The sequence below is a fragment of the Aeromonas rivipollensis genome (assembly GCF_037811135.1).
GTDB classification, from domain to species: domain Bacteria; phylum Pseudomonadota; class Gammaproteobacteria; order Enterobacterales; family Aeromonadaceae; genus Aeromonas; species Aeromonas rivipollensis.
In genome coordinates this window covers 3,718,927-3,743,939 of sequence record NZ_CP149130.1, presented here as the reverse complement: position 1 = coordinate 3,743,939, position 25,013 = coordinate 3,718,927, and the positions used below count along the sequence as shown (strand labels likewise).

Genomic DNA, 25,013 nt, shown 5'->3' with positions numbered 1-25,013 from the left:
GAGTGGGTATGCTGGGCGCCGTGATAAAAGGCAAGGAGTCGGTATGAAGGGCAACAATCCCGAGCAATGGCGCAGCAAATTGAGTGCCGAACAGTTTCACGTTTGCTGGGAGAAGGGCACAGAGCGCCCTTACAGCGGCGCCCTGCTGCACAATCGCAAGAGCGGTGACTACCTCTGCGTCTGCTGCAAGAGCGTACTGTTCCATGCGGATGCCAAGTTTGACTCCGGCTGCGGCTGGCCCTCCTTCGATCGGGCCATCGCGGGGACAGTGACCTACACAGAAGATCGCAGCCACGGCATGGCAAGGGTGGAGATCACCTGCAGCCAGTGCGGCTCCCACCTGGGGCACGTCTTCCCGGACGGGCCGACCGAAACAGGCCAGCGCTACTGCGTCAACAGCCTGAGCCTGGACTTCGAGCCCGATACCGACGCCTGAAAGCGTTAGAAATGAAAAATGGCGCCTCCGCTTGCGGAGGCGCCATTTTTTATAGGGTCCTGGTTGGCCCTCAGATCAGCAGCAGGCTGGCTCCCACCAGCAGGGCGGCGAGCGCCAGTATGGGCAGCCTGATGACGCGCAGCAGATAGAAGGCGACGGCGGCCAGCGCCAGATCGGTCGGTGCCAGCACGGCGCTCTGCCACACCGGCTGATAGAGGGCAGCCAGCAGCAGCCCCACCACGGCGGCGTTGATGCCGGCCACGGCCCCCGCCAGCCTGGGGTGGGCCAGCCAGCTTTGCCAGCAGGGGCCCAGGGCCCACAGCAGCAAAAAGCCCGGCAAGAATAGTGCGAGGGTTGCCAGCAGGGCGCCCGCCAGCGGCGCGGCGGGCAACAGCTGGGCGCCGAGGTAGCAGGCCAGTGTGAACATGGGGCCGGGCACCAGCTGAGCCAGGCCGTAGCCGGTCAGGAATTGTTGCTGGCTGAGGCTGTGGCCGACGCTCTCCTGCAGCAGGGGCAGCACCACGTGGCCGCCGCCGAACACCAGACTGCCCGCCCGATAGAAGTCGGCGATCAGCTGGCTGGCGGGGCCCTGGGCCAGCAGCGGCAGGCCGACAAACAGCAGGGCAAACAGCAGCAGGGTCGGCCAGTGGGGGGCGCTGCGGGCTTGTGGCGCTGCAGGAGGGGCGCCGACCGCCTCCCGCTGGGCGCAGAGCAGGGCCGCCCCCAAAAGCATTCCCAGCTGGGTCAGCAGGCCGGGCTGCCACCAGAGGGCGGCGGCGGTCGCCACCATGACTCCCTGTTGCAACACCGTCTTGCAGAACTGGCGGCTCATGGTGAGCACGGCATCGGCCACTACCACCAGTGCCAGCAGCTTGAGGCCGTGCAGGGCCCCATCCAGCCAGAGGTTATTGCCTAGCTGGCCCACGCCGATGGCGGCAACCAGCAACAGCAGGAAGGAGGGCAGGGTGAAGCCGATGAAGGCGGCGAGCGCTCCCCCAAGGCCGGCCCGGTGGCGGCCGATGGCAAAACCGAGCTGGCTGGAGGCGGGACCTGGCAACAGCTGGCACAGGGCCAGCAGCTGGGCATACTCGGCCTGGCTGAGCCAGCCCAGACGCTGGACAAAGGTGCGCTGGAAGTAGCCGATATGGGCGGCCGGCCCGCCGAAGCTGATGCAGCCCAGCCACAGAAATTGAAGGAATACCTGTCCCACCACTTACTCCCTGTCGTCATCGCAGATGGACAGGGATGATATGACAGAGTGATGACTTTTTTATGACAATTCTGGCTGGGTTGCTGGCTACGGCGGGGGGCGGTGTTTATGCGACCGACTGCGGCAGGTAACAGTGTCCGGCCCGCAGGGGATGGGGATTAGGTCGGCTGGCCCGGCTGTGGCAGATAGCAGTGCCCCGCCAGCCAGTGGACTATGGGGATTAGGTCGGCTGGCCCGGCTGCGGCAGATAGCAGCGCCTGGCCAGCCAGCAGGCGATGGGGATTAGGTCGGCTGGCCCGGTTGCGGCAGATAGCAGCGTCCGGCCAGCCAGCAGGGGATGGTCACTCTGTCGGCTGGCCCGGCTGTGGAAGATAGCAGCGTCCGGCCAGCCAGCAGGCGATGGACTGGCGGCTGGCATCGAAGTGGGGTTCGGGCAGCGCGCGGGGATCGCACCAGACCCAGCCCTCGCACTTGTCCGGCTCCAGCAGTTGCGGCTCGCCCTCCACCTCGGCCAGCAGGGTGACAGAGATGTAGTGCAGCCCGCTCTCGCGCCAGGTCTCCAGGTTGTTGGTGACGGCAATGACGCTGGGGTTGGTGATGAGAAAACCTGTCTCCTCTGCCACCTCCCGGATGGCCGCCGACTCGAAGCTCTCGCCAAGCTCCAGGTGGCCACCGGCGATGGACCAGTAGGGGGCGTGGCTCCCCTGGCGCTTGCCAAGCAGCACCTGGCCCTGATGGTTGACGAGGATGACACCGACCCCGACGCGAGGATAGGGAGTGGACATAAGAAGAGCTCCTTGCCGAAACGGGATGACACTATAAAAACGGGCCCACCTTAGGACGGATGGGCCCGTTTCGCAAGTTGCCGCTGGATGATCCCGGGGAGACAGGATCTTGCCGTTTATCTATCTGCCAATCAGATGGCTATCGCGATATCACATCTGCCGGGCAGATGGTAAATACCCAGCCAGGGGCCCCACTGTGGCTGGCAGGCCGTCAGTCCAGCTTGACCGGCCTCTTGCCGGCGCTATGCCCCTCGGCTTGCCACTGTCGATAAAGGCCGGTGCCGGCCGCTTGTCAGTTCAGCTTGACCAGCATCTTGCCGGTGTTGCGGCCCTCGAACAGCCCGATAAAGGCCTGCGGCATGCTGGCCAGCCCCTCGCTGATGGTCTCCTCGGCCTGCAGGGCGCCAGCCTCGAAGGCGGGGATGGTCTCGGCCAGGAAGTCCCCGTAGTGCTGCCAGTGATCGGAGACCAGCAGCCCCTGCATCAGGATGCGCTTGCGGATCATCTGGGAGAGGTTGCGCGGGCCCTTTGCCTCGCCATTGCTGTTGTACTGCTCGATGAGGCCGCACAGGACGATGCGCCCGTGCAGCGCCATGTTGTTGAGGGCCGCGTCCAGCATGGCGCCTCCCACGTTCTCGAAATAGACCTGAATGCCCTCCGGAGCGAGGCGGGCCAGCTCGGCGTCGAGATCCGGCGTCTCCCTGTAGTTGATCACCGCATCGGCGCCCAGGGTCTTGAGATAGGCGACCTTGTCGGTTGAGCCGGTGGAGCCGATCACCCTGGCACCGGCCCGCTTGGCGAGCTGCACCGCCATGGTGCCGACCGCGCCTGAGGCGGCCGAGACCAGCAGGGTCTCACCGGCCTGCAGGCGGGCGACCTTGTGCAAGCCCGCCCAGGCGGTCATGCCCGGCATGCCGAGGGCGCCGAGGAAGAGTTGGGACGGCAGCGTCGTGGCGGGCAACCGGGTCAGCTGCTCCCCCTTGGCGACGAAGGCATCCCGCCAGCCCAGCATGCTGCTCACCTGGTCACCCACCTTGAAGTCGGGGTGACGGGAGGCCTGCACTGTGCCGATGGCACCGCCGTCGAGGGGGCCGTTCAGGGGGAAGGGGGGCACATAGCTCTTGGCCTCGCTCATGCGACCACGCATGTAAGGGTCCACTGACAGCCACTGGTTGGCCACCTGCACCTCTCCCTCCTGAAGCGCGGGCAAAGGCACCTCCTTCAAGATGAAGTCGCTCTGGGTGGGCAGGCCGGTCGGGCGACGGAGCAGTTGAATCTGATGGCTGATCGGGGTCATGGTCGTTCTCCAGCGGGGTAGGGGGCCGTCGGCGCCGCGCCAGCCAGTGGGCTGAGGTGGCGGCTCGGGCATTCTGTTTGTGTGCAAAATAAAATCAGGTTAATCCCGAAAAGACGGGGTGACAACTGTTTTGTGTGCAAATTATTCAGACCTCAGTTGTCCTGGGGTATACTGGCCCCAGTCGTCAGCGAGGTGCCCCATGAGTGAATTGAAAAAGCAGGTCTGTTTTGCCCTCTACAGCGCCTCCAATGCGGTGATGCGTGCCTATCGGCCGCTCTTGGACAAGCTGGATCTGACCTACACCCAGTACCTGGTGATGCTGTCGCTCTGGGCGCGGGACGAGGTCAGTCTCAAGGAGATTGGTCAGGAGACCGGCCTGGATGCGGGCACCCTGACCCCCATCGTCAAGCGGCTGGAGAGCAAGGGCTGGCTGACCCGCACCGTCTCCAGCGAAGACGAGCGGCAAAAATGCATCCGCCTGACCGAGGCGGGGCGCCAGTTGCAGCAGGGGGTCAGGGAGTGTTGTCTGGCGGACAACTTGCGCAACCAGGTGGATCTGGCCGATGCCGAGCTGGCCGAGCTCAAGCGACTCTGCGATCGCGTGGCGACCCAGCTCGGGCGCTGATCTCTCTCCCTTCTTGCCTGGAGCCATCCGATGAAACCCTGGTTACCCTTGCTTGTTCTGCTGCTAAGTGGCTGCGCCGACACCTCCTATCCCCGCTCCGAACTGCAGATCGACGATGCCGATGCCTGGCAGGCCCTCTGCAAGGACGGGGTCCGGGTTCGGGCCGCCACTGACGAGGGGATCTGCGCGGATCACCGCGGCCTGGCCATGTGGACGAATAAGCCAAGGGCGGTTCGAATGGCAGAGGAAGCTGCCAAATAGTGTGATCCAGACGCCATAAAATGACACAGCCGGCCCCTTGGCCGGTTTTTTTCGCGATCTCGCCTGCACTTTGCGGCCTTGTTCATGGTGCACTCATGCTTCCCTTTCCATACTGGCCCCACAGTTTCATGAGAGGAGAGAGAGATGCAGTCATCCATCGTCGGGCTCTCCATTCTGTGGGGGCTGGCCAGTTTTGGTGTTCAGGGGGATTTCATCGAGAGCCGTGATTCCGTTGCGCCGTCCTGGCAAGCCGAGTCCAGAGTGGAGATGGAAGGTTATCTGATTGAGTCGCTTGGCGAAGATCGCTGGGTGTTCGACAACGGCAGCGAGAGTCTGCTGGTCTCCCTGCCCGAGGGGCAGTGGGTGTCAGAGGGGGAGCGGTTGCGACTGAGCGGCGAACCCCAGCAGGAGCAGGCCGGCTGGCTGTTGCAGGTGCAGGACGTCAGCCAGGTCGGCGTCTGACCCTGTCACTACCTGACATCAGAGACGACAAAGAGGAGGCCTGGGCCTCCTCTTGCTTTTTGCGCCTCTGGCCCTCAGCCCAGGTGGTTGAGGGGCAGCGCCGTCTTGTGCTTGATGCGGCGCAGCACGAAGCTGGAGCGCACTCCGGTCACCCCCGAGATATGGGTCAGCTTGTCCAGCAGGAAGTGCTGGTAGTGCTCCATGTCCCGCACCACCACCTTGAGCTGGTAGTCGGCGTCATTGCCGGTGATTAGGTCGCATTCGAGCACCTCTGGCAGATCCTGAATGGCCCGATCGAAGTTTTCGAACCGCTCGGGGGTGTGCCTGTCCATGGAGATGTGAATGTAGGCGGTGAGGGTGAGCCCCAGCTGGCGGGCGTTGAGCAGGGTGACGTGGGTATCGATGAGACCGGCATCCTCCAGCGCCTTGACCCGGCGCGAGCAGGGAGAGGGGGAGAGCCCGACCAGTTCGGCCAGCTCCAGGTTGCTGATGCGGCCATTCTCCTGCATCAACTCCAGAATATGCCTGTCTATGCGATCAAGTTTCAGCATTCTCCGTTCCTCGTTGCAATTACTGATTCACTTTTCCTAGATTAAGGGTGAACTATTGCAAAAACAACTGAAAATACCTACTACTTCACAACCACTCACCGCACCGGCAGGAGTACCATGGTTTCATCTTCCGGTGGCAAGACAGATGCCCGACCAGGCCTCTGTGGTGAAGGACCTTACCGGGTCAACAACCCCATCAGCCGTCCGACCTTATCGGGAAACGACGGGCTGGAACGAGAGCATCCCCTCCCCGAAGGCAACAAAGCAGGCATCCCGGCGCCTGCTTTGTTGTTTCTGCGCTCCGGCATCCTCAGGCCTGCGGCGGCCGGATGCGATAGAGGCAGCGCCTGTCCCCGTCCAGCAGGTATTGCTCCCGCTCCACCCCGGCTGGTGCCAGCAACTGGCGAAACAGCGCCAGTTCGCTCCGGCAAAAGCCCCGGCAGGCCCGCGCCGCGGCGCAGATGGGGCAGTGACTCTCCCATAGTAGCCAGCTGCCATCCTCCTCCTGGCTCATGTCCGCCATATAGCCTTCCCGGCTGCGCAGCTCCTTGAGCGCGGCCAGCCGATCCGCCAGCGCCGGCTGGGTCAGTCCGGCCTGATAACGGCTCAGCATCTGCTGCTCCCGCCGCGCGATCAGTTGATCCAGGCCGCTCTCGCCAAACAGCTGCTGCACGTCGTCGATAAGCTGCAGTGTCAGCTCGCTGTGGGTGTCTGGGAAGCGCTGCCAGGCCAGCTCGGTCAGGTGCCAGAGCCGTATCGGGCGCCCTCGGCCCCGCGCCTCGTCGCTGAAGCCGACCCAGCCGTCGGCCTCCAGCGCCGTCAGATGCTGGCGGGCGCCCATGGAGGTCATCTGCAACTGCTCCCCCAGTGCGGCGGCGCTCTGGGGGCCCTGAGTCTTCAGCAGGTAGAGGATCTTGTCGGTGCTGGCATTCATGGGGGATCTCGTTGTCGACAGGTGTTCGCTGTGGGAAAGCCAGGGCGGCACTGGCGTTGATAGGGTCATTATGGGTAGCGGGGAGATTTAAATCAACAATCTGCTTTACTTAATGAGCGCCTCCTTACAATATAAATAAACCAATAACTTTATTTAATGAGGCAAGGATGGAAGGGATCAAGGGACAGGCGACCCTCTGGGTATTGGTGATGACGGTGACCCTGGCGGTGGCGGGCTTCAGTCTGCCCTCGCCTGTGCTGGCGCCGCTGATGCTGGATCCGGCCCAGGGCATGTTGACGCCTGAGGCATCTGACTGGAGCCGCAAGCTGTGGCTCGGGGTCATCATGGGGCTCTATCCGCTGTTTCAACTGCTGGGGGCCCCCTGGCTGGGCAAGCTGTCGGATCGTCATGGTCGCAAGCCGGTGCTGACCCTCTGCCTGGTCGGGGTGCTGGCGGGTTATGTGCTGATGGCTCTGGGGATCGCCTGGCGCTCCCTGCCGCTCTTGCTGCTCAGCCGGGTGGTGGAGGGCTTCTTCAACGGCGACATCGCCATAGTGCAGGCGATGGCGGCGGACATGAGCACCACCAGGACCAAGGCGCGCAACTTCGCCCGCATCAACATCGGCATGAACCTGGGCTGGGTGCTGGGCCCCATGATAGGGGGCTATGCGGCCGTGGTGTCCGGGGATTACAGCCTGGCGGCCTGGTTGGCGGTGGCCATGACGGTGGGTAACCTGCTGCTGGTGCTCTGGCTGCTGCCCAATCGGCCGCCGGTGCCCGCCGAGCAAGAGCTGGCCTCCCTCTCGACCCGCCAACTGCTGCTGCAACCTCGCCTGCTGCCCTATTTCGTGCTGACCCTGCTCAGCTACGGGGCGGTGCAGCTCTACTTCACCTACTTCAACGTCTGGCTGGTGGAGCGGCTGGCCTGGGATCCGGTGCAGCTGGCGCAGGCTGCCGTGCTGGTGAGCGTGCCCATGATGCTGGGTTCCTGGCTGGGGGCCCAGCTTGCCCGCCACTGGCGCGGCAGCTCCCTTGGCATAGTCGGGCATCTGGTGATGGCGGCGGGCATGCTGATGTTCATTCTGCCGACCCAGTGGTGGGGGCTGGCGCTCACCTTCATCCCGGCCGGCATCGGCATGAGCCTGGGGGAGCTCGCCACCTCGGTGGCCATCTCCAACCGCAGTCATGCCAGCCAGCAGGGGCAGGCGATGGGGATCTACCGCGGCCTGGCGGTGGGCAGCGAGATCCTGGCGGTGGTGCTGGGCAGCCTGGCGCTGCTGGCAGGCACCGAGTGGCCCTTCTATCTGGCGGCGCTTTGCGGCGTGATCTGCGCCCTCGGTTTCTACGGGTTGCGCAGACGGGCGGACAGACGAAGCGCCCTGGCCGCCTGCGCCGAGCCGGGCTGAGGCGGCTGGATCACAGATCGGCGCCGGGGTGGCAGGCGGGGCTTGCATCCCGGCGCCGAGTTTGGGACGGTATGGCTCTTTGTCCCCTTTTACCCCGTCGCCCGGCGAACCTGGCCAGCAGAGGCCTTCATCATGCGCCCCGCGATGCACAGTCTTTGGAGGTGATATGAGTCATTATCAAGCCATTGCGCTCGACATGGACGGTACCCTGCTGACCCGGGATCACAAGATCTCGTCCGCGACCCGGGCCGCCCTGGCCCAGGCCCGCGCCCACGGCATCAAGGTGCTGCTGGTGACGGGCCGCCACTTCATGACGGCCCGTCCCTTCCATCACGAGCTGGCCCTCGACACCCCCCTCATCTGCAGCAACGGCGCCTACCTCTATGATCCGGCGCAAGGCAGGATCCTGGCCGGGGATCCCCTGGCGGTGGCGCCGCTCACCGCCCTGCTGGCCGAGGTGCAGGCGCAGCAGATGGGCGCCCTGTTCCACCTCGACGGGGGCATAGGCTATCTCGGCTGCGAGGAGCATGTGGGCCGGATGCGGCGCTGGTCGGCGAACCAGCCGGATCACCTCAAGGTCTCCCTGCTGCCCGCCGAGGATATCGACAGCTGGCTGCAAAAGCCCATCTGGAAGCTGGAGCTGTTCAATCAGGATCCTGGCCTGCTGCACCGCTTCGTGGGGGAGGTGGTGCAGAAACTGCCCTTCACCCAGGACTGGGCGGCGCCCTATGCGGTGGAGCTGGTGCAGCCCGGTTGCAGCAAGGGCAACCGGCTGGCCCAGTGGGCGGCGAGCGAGGGGATAGCGATGGAGAAAGTGGTGGCCTTTGGGGACAACAACAATGACATCAGCATGTTCGAGCAGGTGGGGCTGGCGGTGGCCATGGGCAATGCGGCGCCCCAGATCCAGGCCCATGCGGACAGGGTCACCGCCGATCACAACGAAGACGGCATAGCGCTGGCGCTGCAGCGCTGGGTCCTGCCCGCCTGAGGGGCAACAGAAAGGGGCCAGCGCGGCCCCTTGTCTGTCAGCTCCCGAAGGAGAACTGGATCACCCGATCCGGGAAGCGGATCCGGTTGTAGTCACGGCGTACTCCCTCGTAGTGGCGGATGGCGCGCTCGCGCTGGGCCCGGTAGTAGTCTCGCTGCTTGCTGTCGCTCTCGCCCCGGATCTGCTGATCCAGCTGATAGATGGTCCGCTCGGTGCGCTCCAGCTCCTGTTGCAGCTCGCCGAGGCGCTGCTCCAGCAGGAACTCCTTGCGGCCGCGCTCGAACTGGGTGAGGAAGCTGGTGTCGTTGGGGCAGACCCCCAGGTATTCGCTCCCCTCCCGCCCCTTGCTGTAGGCGAGCTCGGGGATGCAATAGAGCTCCAGCCCCTTGGCGTAGCCGCGCTGCCACTCATCTTCGTCCACCCTGAGGCCGTACTCCCCGCAGGTCTGCTTGTAGTCACGGGTGGCCGTCCGGGTCTTGCCCTGCTCCCCGTCCTGATAACCCTGGTTGTACCAACTCATGGCGCGGCACTCCTCCTCCGACAGGGAGCTGCACCCGGCGAGCAGCAGGGGGAGGGTCAACAGCAGGATCTTGGGGGACATGAAGGGCTCCGACAGCAATGATGGTGGGGCATTCTAGAAGAGGAAGCCCGCCCGGGACAAGCACCGGGCGAGGGGGCCGCATCATGATGTTTTTATCACTATTTTCAAGCCGTTGTGAACGGGCTTCCGGCAACCTTTTCTTGCCGGGGGAGGCAGGGTAAACTGCGCCTACTTTTAACTGGCACGTAACAAAAAAAATGAAAGTCCTGACCGTCGATTACCGCTCCCCCGACGCGGCCGAGCGCTTCACCGAATCCCTGCGCACCACCGGCTTCGGGGTGCTGACCCACCACCCCATCCCGAAGGAGCTGGTGCAGTCCATCTATGACAACTGGTATCGCTTCTTCATGAGCGAGCAGAAGCAGGATTTCCTGTTCAACCGCGAGACCCAGGACGGCTACTTCCCGCCCTCGGTGTCCGAGGTGGCCAAGGGCAACACCCAGAAGGACATCAAGGAGTACTTCCACCTCTACCCCTGGGGCCAGATGCCGGAAGAGCTGAGGGCCCAGGCGATGGAGTACTACCGCCTCGCCAACGATCTCGCCGCCGAGCTGCTCTCCTGGGTGGAGCAATACACCCCGGCGGACATCGCCGCCCGCTACAGCTGCCCGCTCTCTTCCATGATCGAAGAGAGCCAGAAGACCCTGCTGCGGGTGCTGCACTATCCGCCGTTCGACGGCACAGAGGCGCCGGGGGCCATCCGCGCCGCCGCCCATGAAGACATCAATCTGCTGACCATACTGCCCGCCGCGAGCGAGCCCGGCCTGCAGGTGAAGGGCTCTGACGGGGAGTGGATGGATGTGCCTTGCGACTTTGGCACCCTCATCATCAACATAGGTGACATGCTGCAGGAGGCCTCCCACGGCTACTACCCCTCCACCACCCACCGCGTCATCAACCCGACCGGCGGCAGCGTCAGCAAGTCCCGCATCTCCTTGCCGCTGTTCCTGCACCCGCGCCCGGACGTGGTGCTCTCCGAGCGTCACACAGCCCACAGCTACCTGATGGAGCGGCTGCGGGAGCTGGGGGTCATCTAGTCCCAAAACGCACACTCATGACAGCAAGAACCGGAGCAAAAATGCTCCGGTTTTTATTTTGCGGCACGATTGGTTGGTTATCCGAATTTTATTGGCAACTTATGCCAATAAGGCAGTTTTAAGACGGATATTCGCCGAGTGATTGCGCGCCCCCGGGCGTACTCTGAGCGCCATTTCTCGGGCCCCGCAGGCGGGCCCCTCGATTGGAGTTCCCATGAAGCAGTCCCAATGGTCATCCCGGCTCGGTTATATCCTGGCCGCCGCAGGTTCGGCGGTCGGTCTCGGCGCCATCTGGAAGTTCCCCTATGTGACCGCCGCCAACGGTGGCGGCGCCTTCCTGCTGGTGTTCCTGCTGTTCAGCTTCACCCTGGGGGTGGCGGTGCTGATGGGGGAGACACTGCTCGGCAGCCTGACCCGGCGCGGGGTGGTGGGGGCCTTCGGTGAGTTGATGGGCAAGCGCTGGCGCTGGGTCGGTGCCATGGGCTTGCTGTGCAGCCTGCTCATCTTCAGCTTCTACTGCGTGGTGGGGGGCTGGACCCTGGGTTACACCGGCATGGCGCTGGCGGGAGAGTTGCGGCAGGGGGACGGCGCTGCGCTGACCGCCCGCTTCAACGACTACGTCGGGGATCCGCTCTGGCCGGTGCTGACCCACCTGCTGTTCGCCGCCCTCACCTGGTGGTTCGTGCAGGGTGGGGTGCAGAAGGGGGTGGAGCGCACCCTGCGCTGGATGATGCCGGCCCTCTTCATCATGATCCTGATGCTGGTGGCCTTCGGCCTCACCCTGCCCAATGCCATGGCCGGGGTGCGCCACTTCCTGATGCCGGACTTCAGCAAGCTCGGCATGTCCGGGGTGCTTGACGCCATGGGGCTGGCCTTCTTCTCCCTCTCCATTGGCCTCGGCATTCACACCACCTACGGCGCCTACCTGCCCTCCAGCGAAGGGGTGGGCCGCTCCAGCCTCTGGGTGGTGCTGCTGGCGAGCCTGATCGCCGTGCTGGCGGGCCTGATGATCTTCCCTGTGCTGGCGGCGACCGGCATCGATCCCGCCTCGGGACCCGGCCTTACCTTCATGACGATGCCGGCGGTGTTCCAGCAACTGCCCTTCGGCCAGGGGCTGGCTGTGGTCTTCTTCGCCCTGCTGGTGGTGGCGGCGCTCTCCTCGGCCATCTCCCTGCTGGAACACTTGCAGTGCTTCCTCGCCGAGAGCCTGGGCTGGTCGCGCCGGGCGGCCTGCAGCCTGATCACCGCCCTGGTGATGGCGGGGGGCATCCCGGTCAGCCTGTCGTTCGGGCCCTGGGCGCAGGTGATCCTGTTTGGCAAGAACATCTTCGAGCTGCTGGATTTTGTCACCTCCAACCTGATGATGCCCCTGTTCGGGCTGGCGCTCACCCTGCTGCTGGGCTGGCAGCTGGGTCTGCGGGCCTTGCCCCAGGGGCTGGCACCGCACTGGCGCGCCCTGCTGATGGGCTGCTGGCGCTGGCTGGCGCCCCTGCTCATCGGCGGCATACTGGTGCGGGGTCTGCTGTAACCCCTGCCGCATGGGTGGGCCCCCGGGCCCGCCCGTTGCCTGGGTACACAGGGCATCCTCGCCGGCAGTATTGACTGCATCTAAAAATCCATGAAATAGAGAATTATCAAAACTTTGCTTCACCACTCTGCATGTTGGTTGGTAAATATTCTGTTTTTAGGGTGAAAATGGACTATTGGCTGTCAACTTCTCTTGCCGTGGTTTAGGCTGTGGCTCCTTTTTTGCGCCCAGGTTACCCATCGCATGTCACCCCTCATCGCCCTGTCCGGCCGATTTTTCAGCTCGCAAGAGAGGTGACCTTGCACGCGCACTCAGTCTGAATGTTCATTGCAAAGGTCGCCCCCGGGCGGCCTTTTTGTTGCGACCCAGGTTGCACTTACCCATGGAGTATCGATTCGATGTTGTCTTCCCCGGAGGTTGTATGAGCCAGGTTCAGTGGTCTTCCCGTCTCGGTCATGTGCTGGCGGCGGCCGGCACGGCCATCGGCCTCGGCGCCATCTGGAAGTTTCCCTATGTGACCGCCACCAATGGCGGCGGCGCCTTCCTGCTGGTGTTCCTGCTGTTCAGCTTCACCCTGGGGGTGGCGGTGCTGGTGGGGGAGACGCTGCTTGGCAGCCGCAGCCAGCGCGGGGTGCTCGGCGCCTTCCACCGGCTGGTGGGGCCGAACTGGCGCTGGATGGGTTACATGGGGATCCTCTGCGGCTTCTTCATCTACAGCTTCTACAGCGTGGTGGGGGGCTGGACCGTCGGCTATGCGGCGCTGGCCGTGATGGGCAAGCTCAACCTCGGCGAAGGTTCGGCGTTGACCGCCCTGTTCAACGGTTACGTCAGCGATCCCTGGTGGCCTGTGCTGACCCATCTGGTGTTCGCCGGCCTCACCTGGTGGTTCGTGCAGGGTGGGATCCAGAAAGGGGTGGAGCGGGCGCTGCGCTGGATGATGCCGGCGCTCTTCGTCATGATGCTGCTGCTGGTGGGGGTGGGTCTCTCCATGCCGGGGGCCATGGCCGGGGTGCGTCAGCTGCTGCTGCCTGATTTCTCCATGCTGACCGGCCAGAGCGTGCTGGATGCCCTGGGGCTCGCCTTCTTCTCCCTCTCCATTGGCCTGGGAGTACACACCACTTATGGCGCCTACCTGCCCAATAGCGAAGGTGTGCTGCGCTCCGGCGTCTGGGTAGTGACCCTGGCGAGCCTCATCTCCGTGCTGGCGGGGCTGATGATCTTCCCGGCGCTGGCGTCCACTGGCATTGACCCCACAGCCGGGCCAGGGCTCACCTTCATGACCATGCCCGCGGTGTTCAGCCATCTGCCGTTCGGTCAGGGGCTGGGGGTGGTCTTCTTCCTGTTGCTGCTGGTGGCGGCGCTCTCCTCCTCCATCTCCATGCTGGAGCACCTGGTGCGCTTCACCTGCGAAGAGTGGGGCTGGTCACGCCGTGGCGCCTGCCGGGTGCTGACCCTGCTGATCATGGCCTCCGGCATTCCGGTCAGCCTGTCGTTCGGTCCCTGGGCCGACTACACCCTGTTTGGCAAGACCATCTTCGACTTGCTGGACTACCTCACCTCCAACCTGATGATGCCGCTGTTCGGTCTGGTGCTGACCTTGCTGCTGGGCTGGCGACTGGGGGAGAGCATACTGCCCGAGGGGCTCTCCCCGGCCCTGCGTCTGTGCCTGCTCTGGTGCTGGCGACTGGTGGCGCCGCTCTTGATCGCCGGTATCCTGGTGCGAGGACTGCTGTAAGAGGAGTTGGTCCCGGACGAGGCGCCGGACTCAGTGGGGAGGAGGGGAGGGCAGCCTGGGGGCCAGGTGGGCTCTGATCTGCTGCAGTGTCTTGTGGTAGGCATCGGCATGCTGGCCCAGGAAAGCGGCGCTGTGGTTGAGGCGCCGCTCCAGCCGATCAACCAGTTGGGCAACTCCGGGGGCCGCCATGCCGGCCGGCCAGCAGAAGGTCAGCAACTCCAGCAGTTGCCAGGCATCCCCCGCCTGGGCGGGGAATGTCTCCTGCAGGGTCAGGGCGCTCTGCACGGCGAGCTGGTGCTGGCCAGTGGCCATGGCCCGTTGGCGCTCCTCGCGCAACTGGGTCAGGTGCTGTTCGCGCAGCTCCAGCTGCCGCGTCAGATCGCCGACCACCTGCCGGATCAGGCGCTGCAACTGCGGGCTCTGCGCCACCGGGCCCCGATACTGGCCGAGCTGGGCCAGATAGCGCCGGGCATGGTGGGGCAGCCCGCAGAACTGGCTGACGGCCACGCCGAGCAGCTGGTTGAGGTGATGGTCCCTCGCCGCCTCCGGCGGGTGTTTGGCCAGCAGCATCAGCGCCTCATCGAAGCGGCAGTCCAGCCCCAGCATCAGGGCGCGCAGCAGTGCCTCCTCGTGAGCTCGCAGAGTGACGGCCTGCTTGCCGAGTTCATCCAGGGCCTGTTGCAGTCCATGAACCCTGGCCGCCCCCGGGGGATGCCAGAGCACCGCCAGGGTGGCGTCCAGGACGCAGCGATCGACGGACTGGCGAAACTTCTGTCTGGGGAAGAAGCGCAGGGTGAAGCCGGTGGCCTGCGCCAGCACCTGCTCCTCATCCTTTCGCAGCAAGGCCAGCAAGATGGCGGTCTGGCGCCATTGTGGCTGCCAGGGGCAGCGTTGCAGTAATTCTGACAAGGTTCCCCAGGCTGGCTCCCACTGCGCCTCATGCAGCTGGCAGGCGAGGGATAGCTCCTGATAAATGACGGGGGGCAGCCGCCCCTGGTTGCGGGTCAGATCCTTGCGAGCGCTCTCCAGCCTGTTCAATCCCAGCAGGGCGAGGATCAACCCCTTGCGGGGCCACCAGGCGTCGTGCTCAGTGGTGCACATGGCGTAGTGCTGGGTGGCCTGGAAGTGATCCTGCTCCTGCAGCAGCATGTAGCCCTTGACCCTGTCCATTTGTGGCCCCAGTGCCTTGTTGCTGGCGTGCCGGTAGAGCAGATCCTCGCACTGGGCACAAGCGTTGCGCCACTCCCTGAGGGCCATGGGGGTGGCGAGAGGGCGGGTCACGGCCGTCAGCACCAGCAATTCGTGCAAGCAGTGGCTCAGCTGCTCAGTGGTGAAGGGCACGGCCAGGCGAAGGGCGAAATAGAGGTCGGAGGGGGGGAACTGGCCGGTGTCATCGTCCTGCTCAAGCAACAGCAGCACGCAACCCGGCGAGAGCAGACCCAGGTGGTGCGCCTCCTGCAGCAGGTTAACTCCCTCGTGGGCCTGATGGTGATACTGGCGGCAGAGAATGGCATCGAACGATTGCTGGCGTAGCAAGGCGGGCAGGGCCGTGATCTCTTTGCAGTGAAACAGCTGGGTGGACGCCAGTCCCTGGTCACTCAACCCCTGAATGAGGGCCGAGCCCATCATTGCATCGTCTTCGATGAGGAGGATCTGCATTCTTGACGCTCCTTCGCTGACTGGGATCTAGCCAGGGATCTGAAAAACTGGATTCAAAGATGACTCTCACTGTTGTCCGAGAGAGGAGGCGGGGTCAATACCCCACTTGGGTCAGTGATGGCGGTACTGCAGGGCTTGCAGGTCCCGGGCCTGGCAAACGGGGGTCACTGCAGGCCGGGCCCCCTGGCGGAGAAGGGGCAGTCGCGCTGGCGGATGAGCTGACTGCCCTGATGGCCGCTCCCCTGCCAGGCAAGCTCGAGCTGGCCGAGGCGACCGAGATGACGCAGCTCGAACTCGTAACGCAGGCAGGGATTGTCAGTGGGCAGTTGTGTCATGGACGCCGGCAGGTGGTAGTCATAACGCAGCAGGGGGCCGTCCTGCTGCTGGCTCTGGGCGGGCACCAGGCCCTCCGCCGTGGGGGAGGGGGCGCTCAGGTAGCGGCGCAGGGCCAGGGGGGCGTCTATGGCCTTCTGGTAGTGGAGCCCGTTCATGGCGGCCAGCTCCTCCTCCAGCCGCTGCAACTCCCCTTCCAGTCCACTCAGGGCCTGGCCCAGCTGCCGATGTGCGGGGGAGGCGCAGCCTCCCAGCAGCAGGGGGATGAGCAGCAGGGCGGGGCGGACGGGCAGCATGGTCACTCCTCCGGGGTCAGGGTCAATGACTATAGCAGGGGATTGGTGGGTGGCGCCGCGCGCAGCAGCCCGGCGAGGCGCTCCAGCCCCTCGGCGACGCGGGCGTCGGTGGCGGGCTGGCTCAGGCTCAGGCGTACCCCTTGCGGGGCGGCAAACTGGCCGGCGGCAAAGTGTTCTCCGCTCGCGACCCCGACGTCAAGGGCGTTGGCCGCCTCGGCGAACTCCTGACTGCGCCAGGGTTCGGGCAGCGGCAGCCAGGCGTGCATGGAGCCCGCCTGCCAGCGGGCCCCCGGCAGCAGGTGGCGCAGCAGCTCTCCCCGACGCGCCAGGATCCGTCTCTGCTGCTCGATGAGCGGCATGATCTGGTGCTGGCTCACCAGCTTGCAGGCCAGCTCGATGAGCAGGGGGCTCACCATCCAGCTCGACAGCCGCATCGCCTGGGCGAAGCCGTTGCGAAGGGCGGGGGGAGCCAGCACGAAGCCGACCCGCAGGCCGCCGCAGGCGATCTTGGCCAGGCTGCCGAGGTAGATGACCCGCTCCGGCGCCAGGTTGACCAGAGGTGGAAGCATCTCCTCGGGCAGCAGGCCGTTGACGTCATCCTCGACGATCAGCAGATCATGGCGGCGGGCGATGGCGACTATCTCCTCCCGCCGCGCCAGGCTCATGGTGGCCGTGGTGGGGTTTTGCAGGGTGGGGGTCAGGTAGAGCAGCTTGGCCCGCCGCTGGCGACAGGCGGCCTCCAGGGCGGCGGGGAGCAGCCCCTCCTCGTCCATCGCCAGCCCCATCACCTGATTCTTCAGCTGGCGTGCATTGCCCAGCATGCCGGGGTAGCTGAGCCCCTCGCAAAACAGAGTCTCCCCCACGCAGCCGGTGGCCAGCAGGGCCAGCATGATGCCGTGCTGGGCGCCATGACTGAACAGCAACCTCTCCTCGCTTCCCCTGATGCCCTGCTCGGCGAGCCAGTCGACGAACAGCTGGCGCTGCGGGGCGCGCCCGGCCTCCTTGTCATAGCCCAGCAGCCCATTGAGATCCCCGTCCGCTAGCTCGGCCAGCATGGGCTTGATGATGGCGGCCCTGTCCAGCTGCACCGGCAGGTTCTGCCACAGTTCGATGCGGTGATTGTCCTCGTTGCGGATCACCCATTCATTGGCGGGATCCGCCGCTCCCCTGACCCAGGTGCCATGACCCACCCTGGCCGCCAGCAGACCCCGCCGCTCGGCTTCGGTGTAGGCGCGGGTGATGGTGCCCACCGTCACTCCCAGCCGGTCCGCCAGCGCCCTATGGGTGGGCAGCCGGGTCTGGGGGGGTAGGGCGCCATCGGCAATGGCCTGCTCTATGGCCTTGACCAGTTTCAGGTAGAGGGGTCCCTCGAAGGGGGTGAGGTCGGGCGTCCAGATTGTCATGGTGACAATAAATCCATTGATCCAATATTGTCCCCAATATAGCGTGATATTCAGCCTGTTAACAACCCAATAGCTCACATTGTACCGATACAATGTGGCGAGAAAGGAGTCACCTCATGACCATCGAATGGTATGCCACCCTGTTTGGCTTCGCCCTGCTCACCTGCGGCACCCCGGGGCCCAACAATCTGATGTTGACGGCATCCGGTGCCAACTTCGGGGTGCGCCGCACCCTGCCACACCTGATTGGGGTGGTGGTGGGCCAGCCGGTGCTGCAACTGGTGCTGGCGCTCGGCTTCTATCCGCTGTTCGAGCGCTGGCCCCTGCTCAAGATGAGCCTGCAGGTGCTGGGCAGCCTCTATCTGCTGTGGTTGGCCTGGCGCATCGCCGTGGCCGGTGCCCCCGGCGATCCGGCGAGGCGTGCCCGCCCGCTGACCCTGCTGGAAGGCCTGGGCTTCCAGTTCCTCAACCCCAAGGCCTGGATGATGGGGATCTCCGCCATCAGTCTGTTCAGCCTGCCGGGGAGCGACTACTGGCCGAGCATGTGGGGCATCATGTCGGTCTTCCCCATGGCGGGGCTGCCGGTCTGCTTTGCCTGGGTGCTGTTCGGTCATCAGCTCAGCCGCTGGATCAACTCGGACAGAGGCTGGCGCCGTCTCAATGGCAGCCTGGGGGCCCTCACCGCCCTGTGCGTGGTGATGCTCTGGTATTAATGACCGCCTGATTATTCATGCAAAGAAAATGCATTGCTGACCTTGTCGTCAGGGCGCTGGCTCTGCATATTAAGAGGCTTGCCGTATCTGAATGAGGTTGAGATGGATCTGAACTGGTTGTTTCCCCTGGCGGGCTTTGCCCTGATCACCTGTGGCACCCCCGGCCCCAACAACATGCTGCTCACCAGCGCCGGGGCCGCTCAGGGATTTCGCCGCTCCATCCCCCTGCTGGTGGGGGTGGTGGGGGGTATCAACCTGATGATCCTGGCCACGGCCCTGGGGCTGGGAGTGGTGTTCGAGAAGGTGCCGCTGCTGCACGACGGCCTCAAGCTGGTGGGCTCGGCCTACCTGCTCTGGCTGGCCTGGAAGGTGGCCACCGCCAGCGGCCCGGCGGATGGCAGCCGGCCGCTCATCCCGGCCCATCAGGGGGCCATGTTGCAGTTGCTCAACCCCAAGGCCTGGATGATGGCGCTCTCCGCCATCAGCGGCTTCACCCTGGCGGGGGAGGCTTACTGGCCGTCCGCCGGCTGGGTGCTCGGCATCTTCTTCGTGACCGGCCTCTATACGGGGGCCTTCTGGGTGCTGTTCGGTGCCCAGGTGCGCCGCCTCATCCGTACCGCCAGAGGCTGGCGTCGTTTTAACCTCGGCATGGGGATCGCCACGGCGGCCTGCGTGCTGATGATCTGGGTTTAGGCCTTGGCCTGAGCCTTTACCGGCTGTCTTGTTGGCCCTTCGGGGCCTTTTTTGTTTCCCCGGCGGCGCGGCATGACGCTCGCGCCGTCCAGTGCCTGCATGGTGGCAAGGAGGTTTCATGAAATGTATCGGTCTGCTGGGCGGCATGAGCTGGGAGTCCACCGTCAGCTATTACCAGGCCCTCAACCGGGGTGTGCGGGCGCGGCTCGGCGGCCTGCACTCGGCGCGGGTGCTGCTGAGCAGCGTCGATTTCGCCGAGATAGAGCGGCTGCAACATGCCGGTGACTGGCCCGCCACCGCCCGTCTGCTGGCGGCCGAGGCCAGGGCCATCCAGGCCGGTGGCGCCGATTTCCTGATGATAGGTACCAACACCATGCACAAGGTGGCCCCCGAGATCGCCGCCGCCATCGAGATCCCGCTGTTGCACATCGCCGACGCCACCGCTCGCCGTCTGCAGGCCGACGGGGTGACCCGGGTCGGCTTGCTCGGTACCCGCTTCACCATGGAGCAGGATTTCTACAAGGGGCGGCTGCAAGAGCTGTTCGGGCTGGAGGTGCTGGTGCCGCAGGAGGCCGCGCGGGAGCGGGTGCACCGCATCATCTATGACGAGCTCTGCCTCGGCGACATTCGCGAGCCGTCCCGGGCCGAATACCTGGCCATCATCGCCGATCTGGCACAGGCCGGCGCTCAGGCCGTGATCCTCGGCTGCACCGAGATCGCCCTGCTGGTGGGGGAGTGCCAGGCCGCAGTGCCGCTCTACGATACCACCGCCATTCACGCCGAGGCCGCCGTGGCGTGGGCGCTGGAGTAGGGCAGAGAGAAAGAAACCTGGGGAGGTGCCCCGGCGCCTCCCCTCCTTCCTGCCCGTCATTCCCCCCGATCCTGACTGTGAGTCAGCCTTCACTTCAGCAAGCCGATTGACGCTTTTATTGTCAAACGGCTCACATTTTCCCCTTTTGTCCCTTGAGTCTGGTGCGCCAGACGCCTAGTTTTCGATCACTGAAACGATTCAGCTTTCACGAAAACCAGCCACAAGAACAAGAGACACGAGGATAAAGCCATGTTGAAGAGACTCTCCATTGCCGTGCTGCTTGCCCTGGGGGCGAGCTCCGGCCAGGCCGCCGAATTCCTGCTGACCGACTCCCAGCAGGGGCTGGATGTGGGGGACTGGAAGATCACCAGCGACAAGCTGGGGATCAAGAGCCCGGTGCCCTTCTCCATCGAGAAGAAGCGCCTGCACGGCGGGCGCCAGGAGGGGGTCGATCTGCTCATCGTCGACAACGGGGTGATGAAGATCACCCTGGTGCCGACCCGTGGCATGGGGATCAAGGAGGTCAAGGGGGCCGATGTGCGCCTCGGCTGGGATTCTCCGGTCAAGGAGGTGGTCAACCCGGCCTTCATCGATCTGGAGAGCCGCGCCGGTCTCGGCTGGCTCGATGGCTTCAACGAGATGCTGGTACGTTGCGGCTATGAGTGGACCGGCCACCCCGGGGTGGATGACGATGGCCGCCTCAAGAGCCTGCACGGCCGTGTGCAGAACATACCGGCCTCAGTGGTCAGCGTGACAGTGGACGAGGAGCCGCCCTACGCCATCCACGTGCGGGGCCGGGTGGACGAGCGCACCTTCAAGATGAGCGAGCTGGTCACCTGGACCCAGCTGAGCGTGCTTCCCGGTCAGGCGGAGTTTGCCCTGCAGGACAAGCTGACCAACCACGCCGACTACGAGAACGAGTACCAGATCATCTATCACGGCAACTTCGGGGCACCCATCCTGGAGGAGGGGGCGCGGGTCAGCACCCCGGTGAAGCAGATCTCCCCGTTCAACGACTACGCCAAGGCGGGGCTCAAGGGGTGGCAAACCTACCTGGGGCCGACCAAGGGCTTCGACGAGATGGTGTTCAACCTGGTGCCCTACAGCGATGCCGAGGGCAATACCCTGGCGGTGCTCAACAACAAAGCGGGCAATGTCGGGGTGGCTGTGGGTTACAACACGCACCAGTTGCCGGTGTTGACCCTGTGGAAGAACACCGACACCCGGGCCCAGGGCTATGTGACCGGTATAGAGCCTGGCACCAGCTATGCCTACAGCACCAAGTACCAGCGTCCGCTGGGGCTGGTACCTAAGATCCAGCCGGGGGAGACCAAGACCTTCGATCTGACCTATCGCCTGCTGCGCAATGGGGAGGAGGTGAAGCAGGCCCTGGCCCAGGTGGAGAAGATCCAGGCCGGCCGCCCCACAGAGCTGCGGGAGCAGCCCCTGGTCAAGCTGCCCTGAGTGGCAGGCAGACAGCAAAAAGCCGCTCCATGAGCGGCTTTTTCATGCCAGATGAGGGTTCAGCCGTGGCTGTGCTCAGACATGGCTATACATGGCCTCGATCTCGCTCTGGTACTTGGATTCGATGATCTTGCGGCGCAGCTTCATGGTGGGGGTGATCTCCCCGAGCTCCATGGAGAAGGCGCTCGGCAGCAGGGTGAACTTCTTCACTTGCTCGAACTTGGCCAGCTCTTGTTGCAGATCCGCGATCCGAGCCTCGAAGAACTCCACCACCTTGGAGTGGCGCAGCAGCTCCGTCTTGCACTGGTACTGCAGGTTGATGGAGCGGGCGTACTCCTCCAGGGACTCGAAGCAGGGGACTATCAGCGCCGAGACGAAGTGGCGGGCGTCGGCGACGATGGCGATCTGCTCGATGAAGCGATCCTTGCCCAGGGTCCCCTCCACCAGCTGGGGTGCCACGTACTTGCCGTTGGAGGTCTTCATCAGCTCCTTGAGACGCTCGGTGAAGTAGATGTTGCCCTCGTCGTCCAGCTCGCCGGCATCGCCGGTACGCAGGAAGCCATCGGCCGTCATCACCTCGGCCGTGGCCTCCGGCTTGTTGTAGTAGCCGCGCATCACTGTGGGTGAGCGCACCAGCAGCTCGTTGTTCTCGCCGAGTTTGACCTCTATGCCGTCCATGACGGTGCCGATAGAGCCGAGCTTGAACTGGCTGTCCTCGTAGCAGCAGACGGTGGCCGTGGTCTCTGTCATGCCGTAGCCGTACTTGAGGTTGAGCCCCATGGCCTGGAAGAAGAGGTTGACGTCGTCCGCCAGGCGAGCGCCTGCGACCGGCAGGAAGCGGGTACGGCCGCCGAAGCGGGCACGCAGCTTGCGAAACACCAGCCGCTCGGCCAGGGCCAGTTGCAGGTAGAGCAGGGGGGAGGCGGACTTGCCGGCCTGGCGGGTGGCGACCATCCGCTTGCCGACCCCGGTGGCCCAGGCGAACAGGGCGCGGCGCAGACGCGGCGCCTGGGCCACCTTCGCCTGGATCATGGCGTAGGCCTTCTCGTAGAGGCGCGGCACGGCGCACATCACTGTGGGTTGCACCTCGCCAATCACCTCCATCACCTTCTGGGGATCGCGGATATAGACGTTCTCGGCGCCGCAATAGAGCACGTAGTAGCTCCAGGCGCGCTCGAACACGTGGCTCAGCGGCAGCATGCACAGCGACACGTCCTGCTCGCCAAGATCCAGGCGGCGGTCGTGCATCTCGAAGCAGGCGGCGATGTTGGCAAAATCGAGCATGACCCCCTTGGGCTCACCGGTGGTGCCGGAGGTGTAGATCAGGGTCAGCAGATCATCCATGCGGTAGTGCTGCTCGCGCTCCCTCAGCGCCTGCTCGCTTGGCTGATGGTTGCCGGAGACCAGAAAGGTCTGGAAGTGGCTCGCCTGCTCGCAGCCGCGCAGATCGACAGTGCCGTCCAGGGTGACTATCTGGTTGATCTCGCCACTCTTGAGCAGCAGGAGCGCCTGATCGAACTGGGGTTGCTCCCCCACGAACAGCAGCTTGATGCCGGCGTCCTTCACGATGTAGCGCAGCTGATCCAGGGTGCTGGTAGGGTAGATGGGCACGTTGACGCCGCGGGCGGCGAGGATGCCGAGATCGGCCTGGGTCCACTCCGGCATGTTGCGGGCATAGAGGCCGACCATCTCGGTGGGCTGGTGGCCGGCGCGGATCAGCGCCTGGGCACAGTAGTCCATGGCCTGGCCCAGGGTACGCCAGCCGATGGCGCGCCACTGGCCATCCTGCTGGACGCGCAGGGCGGCCTTGTTGCCAAGGCGGGCAATACGCTCACGCATCACTCTAACCAGATGAAGCTGCGACATCTAAATCATCCTCAAGTAACAGTTGTGCGCCCGCAGGGGCACTAAAATCGGGGCTGGAGTTTAAACTCTAACATTACGGCTTACAAGTGTGCGCCATTTGTCCTGGATCACAAAGTCGTCAACTCGGGGAGAGTCAGGCATGATAAGGGCGAGGGTCGGATTCATTCAGGGAGGTGTGCCATGGGGATCGGAGTCAAGAGTCTGTTGACGGGCATGTTGTTGCTGCTGGCGGGAGCCGGTGCACTCTGGTTTCTCCTTGGGGGATCCGAGGGGCAGGACAACCCCTGGCTGAGCGGGGCTGAGGGCTATGAGCAGGCGCAGCGGCTGGCGCTGAGGGAGGGATACCCGTTGCTCTACGTGATAGAGCGCGCCAAATGCCGACGCTGCAAGGCGCTCAATAACGAGCTGTGGCGCGCCCCCGAGATGCAATCCGCCCTGGCTGGGCTGGCCAAGGTACGGCTCAACCCGGATGCGGGGGACGGCAGCGAGCACATACTGCGGCGCTTCCCGCAGGTGGCGACAGCGCCCGGTATCTATGTGCAGCGACCGGGGGAGCCGCTTAGGCCCATCAAGGTGGCGGTGGATATCCAGCAGATCTGGATGCCCGGCGTCACCTACGGACGCGGCTTCTTCATGCCGCTCTCGGGGGCCGCCTTCGAGGCGGTGCTGAGGGTCACCCTCAGCCTGGAGGACCCCTCCATCGACAATGCCCCCCTGCCCTGAGGGGCGACAGGGGTGTCGGGATGAGGAGAGCGACAAGGGGGCTGCATGCCCCCTTGTCCGTTGCGGGCAAGCCGGGGGGATCAGCCGAAGTCGAACAGGCGGGACATCAGCACGGCGTCTTCCCGATCCTGGCCGGTGCCGTAGTAGTCGGCGCGGCGGCAATACTCGGCAAACCCCTCGCTCTCGTAGAGGCTGATGGCGGTGCGGTTGCCCGCCCGCACCTCCAGGAACCAGGCCTCGGCCCCCTTCCCCTTGCTGCGGGCCAGATACTCTTTCAGCAGCGCCCGCCCCAGCCCCTTGCCCTGAAACTCGGGGTGCACGCAGATGTTCATCAGGGAGCTGTCTCCCGCCACCAGATCCGAGATATAGAAACCGGCGGGGCGGCCTCCCACCAGCATCAGGCCATTGAGATAGCGCGGCCCGAAGCAGGAGAGCAGGTTGGCCTGGCTCCAGGGCTCCTGGTGGGCGGCTTGCTCTATGGGGTAGATGGCATCGAAATCGGATTCGAGCAGGGGACGAAAGCTGGGCAAGAGGTCAGACATGGTTACTCCGGACGGGATTCGGACTTGCGACGGACGGCATGGTCATGCCATGGTCGTGGCTTCAAGGGATTTGGCGGCTGGCCGCTTCAACCGGGCTGGCGCTGCCGGCACTGCTGCCAGAGGGCGCGCTTGTGTGCCGCGCTGGGCTTGAGCGGGCAGACGAGGGCATGGGGCCAGCGCGGATCCGGGGCCGTCAGCCAGAGCAGGGGGGGCGTTATCCCCTCGGGCAGCTCGCCGAGCAAGGAGACCTCGTCCGTGCCTATGCCGAGCCACTGGCAGATATCCCCGAGCAGGGAGGGCGCGGGCAGCGCCTCGGCCTGCAGCCACAGCTTGCCGGTCGGCACCGCCAGCGGCTGGCGTGGGGCCGCCGCATCCTCTGCCGCCAGGGTCACCGGCTGCCGGGTTGCAGCAGCGTCTGCCGGTTTGCCTGGCAAGCCCTGGGCTCTCAGTTGCCAGAGGGGGATGCCCATCCTGGCCAGGATGCGCTGACGCAGTGGGTCCAGCAGGGGATCTTGCATGGCGAAGGCTCACTCTTGATCTGCGTTGGGGTAAATTCTGATGCGCAGAGTACACTCTCGCAGGTTTTGCTGCACCCCCTTGCGTGCCGGGATTGTCCCGCCAGGGCCGTGCAGGATCCCGACCCCGACCGCGGGA

Annotated in this window: 26 protein-coding genes; 14 read left to right on the top strand and 12 right to left on the bottom strand. The window is 64.7% G+C overall.

The window, feature by feature from the left end; all coding sequences use genetic code 11:
• The first annotated feature begins 43 nt into the window (after positions 1-43).
• Positions 44-436: a peptide-methionine (R)-S-oxide reductase MsrB gene (gene msrB, locus WIR04_RS16925; protein ID WP_338888487.1), complete on the top strand. Its 393-nt coding sequence runs from the start codon at positions 44-46 to the stop codon at positions 434-436.
• A gap of 70 nt (positions 437-506) precedes the next feature.
• Here the strand turns inward: msrB and chrA are convergent, their stop codons facing one another.
• From chrA to WIR04_RS16910, 3 genes are all read right to left on the bottom strand, one after another.
• Positions 507-1,646, bottom strand: coding sequence for a chromate efflux transporter (gene chrA / locus WIR04_RS16920; RefSeq protein WP_338888485.1), 1,140 nt, complete (start codon positions 1,644-1,646; stop codon positions 507-509).
• A gap of 341 nt (positions 1,647-1,987) precedes the next feature.
• Entirely contained in the window at positions 1,988-2,431 is a 444-nt protein-coding gene (locus tag WIR04_RS16915; protein ID WP_338888483.1) for a nucleotide triphosphate diphosphatase NUDT15, read from the bottom strand.
• A 292-nt stretch (positions 2,432-2,723) separates the two neighbouring features.
• Positions 2,724-3,728, bottom strand: coding sequence for an NADP-dependent oxidoreductase (locus WIR04_RS16910; protein ID WP_338888481.1), 1,005 nt, complete (start codon positions 3,726-3,728; stop codon positions 2,724-2,726).
• A gap of 199 nt (positions 3,729-3,927) precedes the next feature.
• Here WIR04_RS16910 and WIR04_RS16905 point away from each other — a divergent pair, with 199 nt between their 5' ends.
• The 3 genes from WIR04_RS16905 (at position 3,928) to WIR04_RS16895 (ending at position 5,076) form a co-directional block, all read left to right on the top strand.
• Entirely contained in the window at positions 3,928-4,353 is a 426-nt protein-coding gene (locus WIR04_RS16905; RefSeq protein WP_162627388.1) for a MarR family winged helix-turn-helix transcriptional regulator, read from the top strand.
• Positions 4,354-4,383: 30 nt separating this feature from the next.
• The gene (locus WIR04_RS16900) at positions 4,384-4,614 is read left to right on the top strand and encodes a hypothetical protein (RefSeq protein WP_338888479.1); all 231 of its coding nucleotides are present in this window, start codon (positions 4,384-4,386) and stop codon (positions 4,612-4,614) included.
• Between the two features lie 144 nt (positions 4,615-4,758).
• Positions 4,759-5,076: a hypothetical protein gene (locus WIR04_RS16895; RefSeq protein ID WP_005324594.1), complete on the top strand. Its 318-nt coding sequence runs from the start codon at positions 4,759-4,761 to the stop codon at positions 5,074-5,076.
• A gap of 74 nt (positions 5,077-5,150) precedes the next feature.
• On the opposite strand, the gene WIR04_RS16890 is transcribed toward WIR04_RS16895, so the two are convergent.
• Positions 5,151-5,627, bottom strand: coding sequence for an Lrp/AsnC family transcriptional regulator (locus WIR04_RS16890; protein ID WP_025325819.1), 477 nt, complete (start codon positions 5,625-5,627; stop codon positions 5,151-5,153).
• A gap of 310 nt (positions 5,628-5,937) precedes the next feature.
• Positions 5,938-6,561 (bottom strand): metalloregulator ArsR/SmtB family transcription factor, encoded by a 624-nt coding sequence (locus WIR04_RS16885; protein WP_338888475.1) that lies wholly within the window; start codon positions 6,559-6,561, stop codon positions 5,938-5,940.
• A gap of 167 nt (positions 6,562-6,728) precedes the next feature.
• On the opposite strand from WIR04_RS16885, the gene WIR04_RS16880 reads away from it, so the two are divergent.
• Positions 6,729-7,967, top strand: coding sequence for an MFS transporter (locus tag WIR04_RS16880; RefSeq protein ID WP_338888473.1), 1,239 nt, complete (start codon positions 6,729-6,731; stop codon positions 7,965-7,967).
• Between the two features lie 166 nt (positions 7,968-8,133).
• The gene (locus WIR04_RS16875; RefSeq protein WP_338888470.1) at positions 8,134-8,955 is read left to right on the top strand and encodes a Cof-type HAD-IIB family hydrolase; all 822 of its coding nucleotides are present in this window, start codon (positions 8,134-8,136) and stop codon (positions 8,953-8,955) included.
• 37 nt (positions 8,956-8,992) lie between these two features.
• Here WIR04_RS16875 and WIR04_RS16870 read toward each other — a convergent pair whose 3' ends face one another.
• Positions 8,993-9,556 carry a DUF2799 domain-containing protein gene (locus WIR04_RS16870; protein ID WP_338888468.1) on the bottom strand — a complete coding sequence of 188 codons (564 nt, stop codon included), beginning with the start codon at positions 9,554-9,556 and terminating at the stop codon, positions 8,993-8,995.
• Between the two features lie 197 nt (positions 9,557-9,753).
• On the opposite strand from WIR04_RS16870, the gene WIR04_RS16865 reads away from it, so the two are divergent.
• From WIR04_RS16865 to WIR04_RS16855, 3 genes are all read left to right on the top strand, one after another.
• Complete coding sequence (locus WIR04_RS16865) at positions 9,754-10,593, top strand: isopenicillin N synthase family dioxygenase (protein WP_234569206.1); 840 nt, start codon at positions 9,754-9,756, stop codon at positions 10,591-10,593.
• Positions 10,594-10,807: 214 nt separating this feature from the next.
• A complete protein-coding gene (locus tag WIR04_RS16860) occupies positions 10,808-12,121 on the top strand; it encodes a sodium-dependent transporter (RefSeq protein WP_338888465.1) in 1,314 nt (437 codons plus the stop codon).
• 421 nt (positions 12,122-12,542) lie between these two features.
• Complete coding sequence (locus WIR04_RS16855) at positions 12,543-13,856, top strand: sodium-dependent transporter (RefSeq protein ID WP_338888464.1); 1,314 nt, start codon at positions 12,543-12,545, stop codon at positions 13,854-13,856.
• A gap of 30 nt (positions 13,857-13,886) precedes the next feature.
• Here the strand turns inward: WIR04_RS16855 and WIR04_RS16850 are convergent, their stop codons facing one another.
• The 3 genes from WIR04_RS16850 to WIR04_RS16840 form a co-directional block, all read right to left on the bottom strand.
• Complete coding sequence (locus WIR04_RS16850) at positions 13,887-15,515, bottom strand: hypothetical protein (protein ID WP_338888462.1); 1,629 nt, start codon at positions 15,513-15,515, stop codon at positions 13,887-13,889.
• Between the two features lie 164 nt (positions 15,516-15,679).
• Positions 15,680-16,144 (bottom strand): hypothetical protein, encoded by a 465-nt coding sequence (locus WIR04_RS16845; protein WP_338888459.1) that lies wholly within the window; start codon positions 16,142-16,144, stop codon positions 15,680-15,682.
• Positions 16,145-16,173: 29 nt separating this feature from the next.
• On the bottom strand, positions 16,174-17,547 hold the full coding sequence (locus WIR04_RS16840) for a PLP-dependent aminotransferase family protein (protein ID WP_307766395.1): 1,374 nt from the start codon (positions 17,545-17,547) through the stop codon (positions 16,174-16,176).
• A gap of 116 nt (positions 17,548-17,663) precedes the next feature.
• On the opposite strand from WIR04_RS16840, the gene WIR04_RS16835 reads away from it, so the two are divergent.
• From WIR04_RS16835 to WIR04_RS16820, 4 genes are all read left to right on the top strand, one after another.
• Positions 17,664-18,260 (top strand): LysE family translocator, encoded by a 597-nt coding sequence (locus tag WIR04_RS16835; protein WP_338888456.1) that lies wholly within the window; start codon positions 17,664-17,666, stop codon positions 18,258-18,260.
• 102 nt (positions 18,261-18,362) lie between these two features.
• The gene (locus tag WIR04_RS16830; protein ID WP_025325831.1) at positions 18,363-18,953 is read left to right on the top strand and encodes a LysE family translocator; all 591 of its coding nucleotides are present in this window, start codon (positions 18,363-18,365) and stop codon (positions 18,951-18,953) included.
• A 118-nt stretch (positions 18,954-19,071) separates the two neighbouring features.
• Positions 19,072-19,764: an aspartate/glutamate racemase family protein gene (locus WIR04_RS16825; protein ID WP_338888452.1), complete on the top strand. Its 693-nt coding sequence runs from the start codon at positions 19,072-19,074 to the stop codon at positions 19,762-19,764.
• A gap of 249 nt (positions 19,765-20,013) precedes the next feature.
• Positions 20,014-21,228 carry an aldose 1-epimerase family protein gene (locus tag WIR04_RS16820; RefSeq protein ID WP_338888450.1) on the top strand — a complete coding sequence of 405 codons (1,215 nt, stop codon included), beginning with the start codon at positions 20,014-20,016 and terminating at the stop codon, positions 21,226-21,228.
• Between the two features lie 75 nt (positions 21,229-21,303).
• Here WIR04_RS16820 and WIR04_RS16815 read toward each other — a convergent pair whose 3' ends face one another.
• Complete coding sequence (locus tag WIR04_RS16815; protein WP_338888448.1) at positions 21,304-23,094, bottom strand: long-chain fatty acid--CoA ligase; 1,791 nt, start codon at positions 23,092-23,094, stop codon at positions 21,304-21,306.
• A 180-nt stretch (positions 23,095-23,274) separates the two neighbouring features.
• On the opposite strand from WIR04_RS16815, the gene WIR04_RS16810 reads away from it, so the two are divergent.
• Positions 23,275-23,817 carry a hypothetical protein gene (locus WIR04_RS16810; protein WP_338888446.1) on the top strand — a complete coding sequence of 181 codons (543 nt, stop codon included), beginning with the start codon at positions 23,275-23,277 and terminating at the stop codon, positions 23,815-23,817.
• A gap of 80 nt (positions 23,818-23,897) precedes the next feature.
• On the opposite strand, the gene rimI is transcribed toward WIR04_RS16810, so the two are convergent.
• Both rimI and WIR04_RS16800 read right to left on the bottom strand, forming a co-directional pair.
• Positions 23,898-24,347 carry a ribosomal protein S18-alanine N-acetyltransferase gene (gene rimI, locus WIR04_RS16805; RefSeq protein WP_338892616.1) on the bottom strand — a complete coding sequence of 150 codons (450 nt, stop codon included), beginning with the start codon at positions 24,345-24,347 and terminating at the stop codon, positions 23,898-23,900.
• A gap of 98 nt (positions 24,348-24,445) precedes the next feature.
• A complete protein-coding gene (locus WIR04_RS16800; RefSeq protein ID WP_338888444.1) occupies positions 24,446-24,877 on the bottom strand; it encodes a hypothetical protein in 432 nt (143 codons plus the stop codon).
• Positions 24,878-25,013 lie beyond the last annotated feature (136 nt).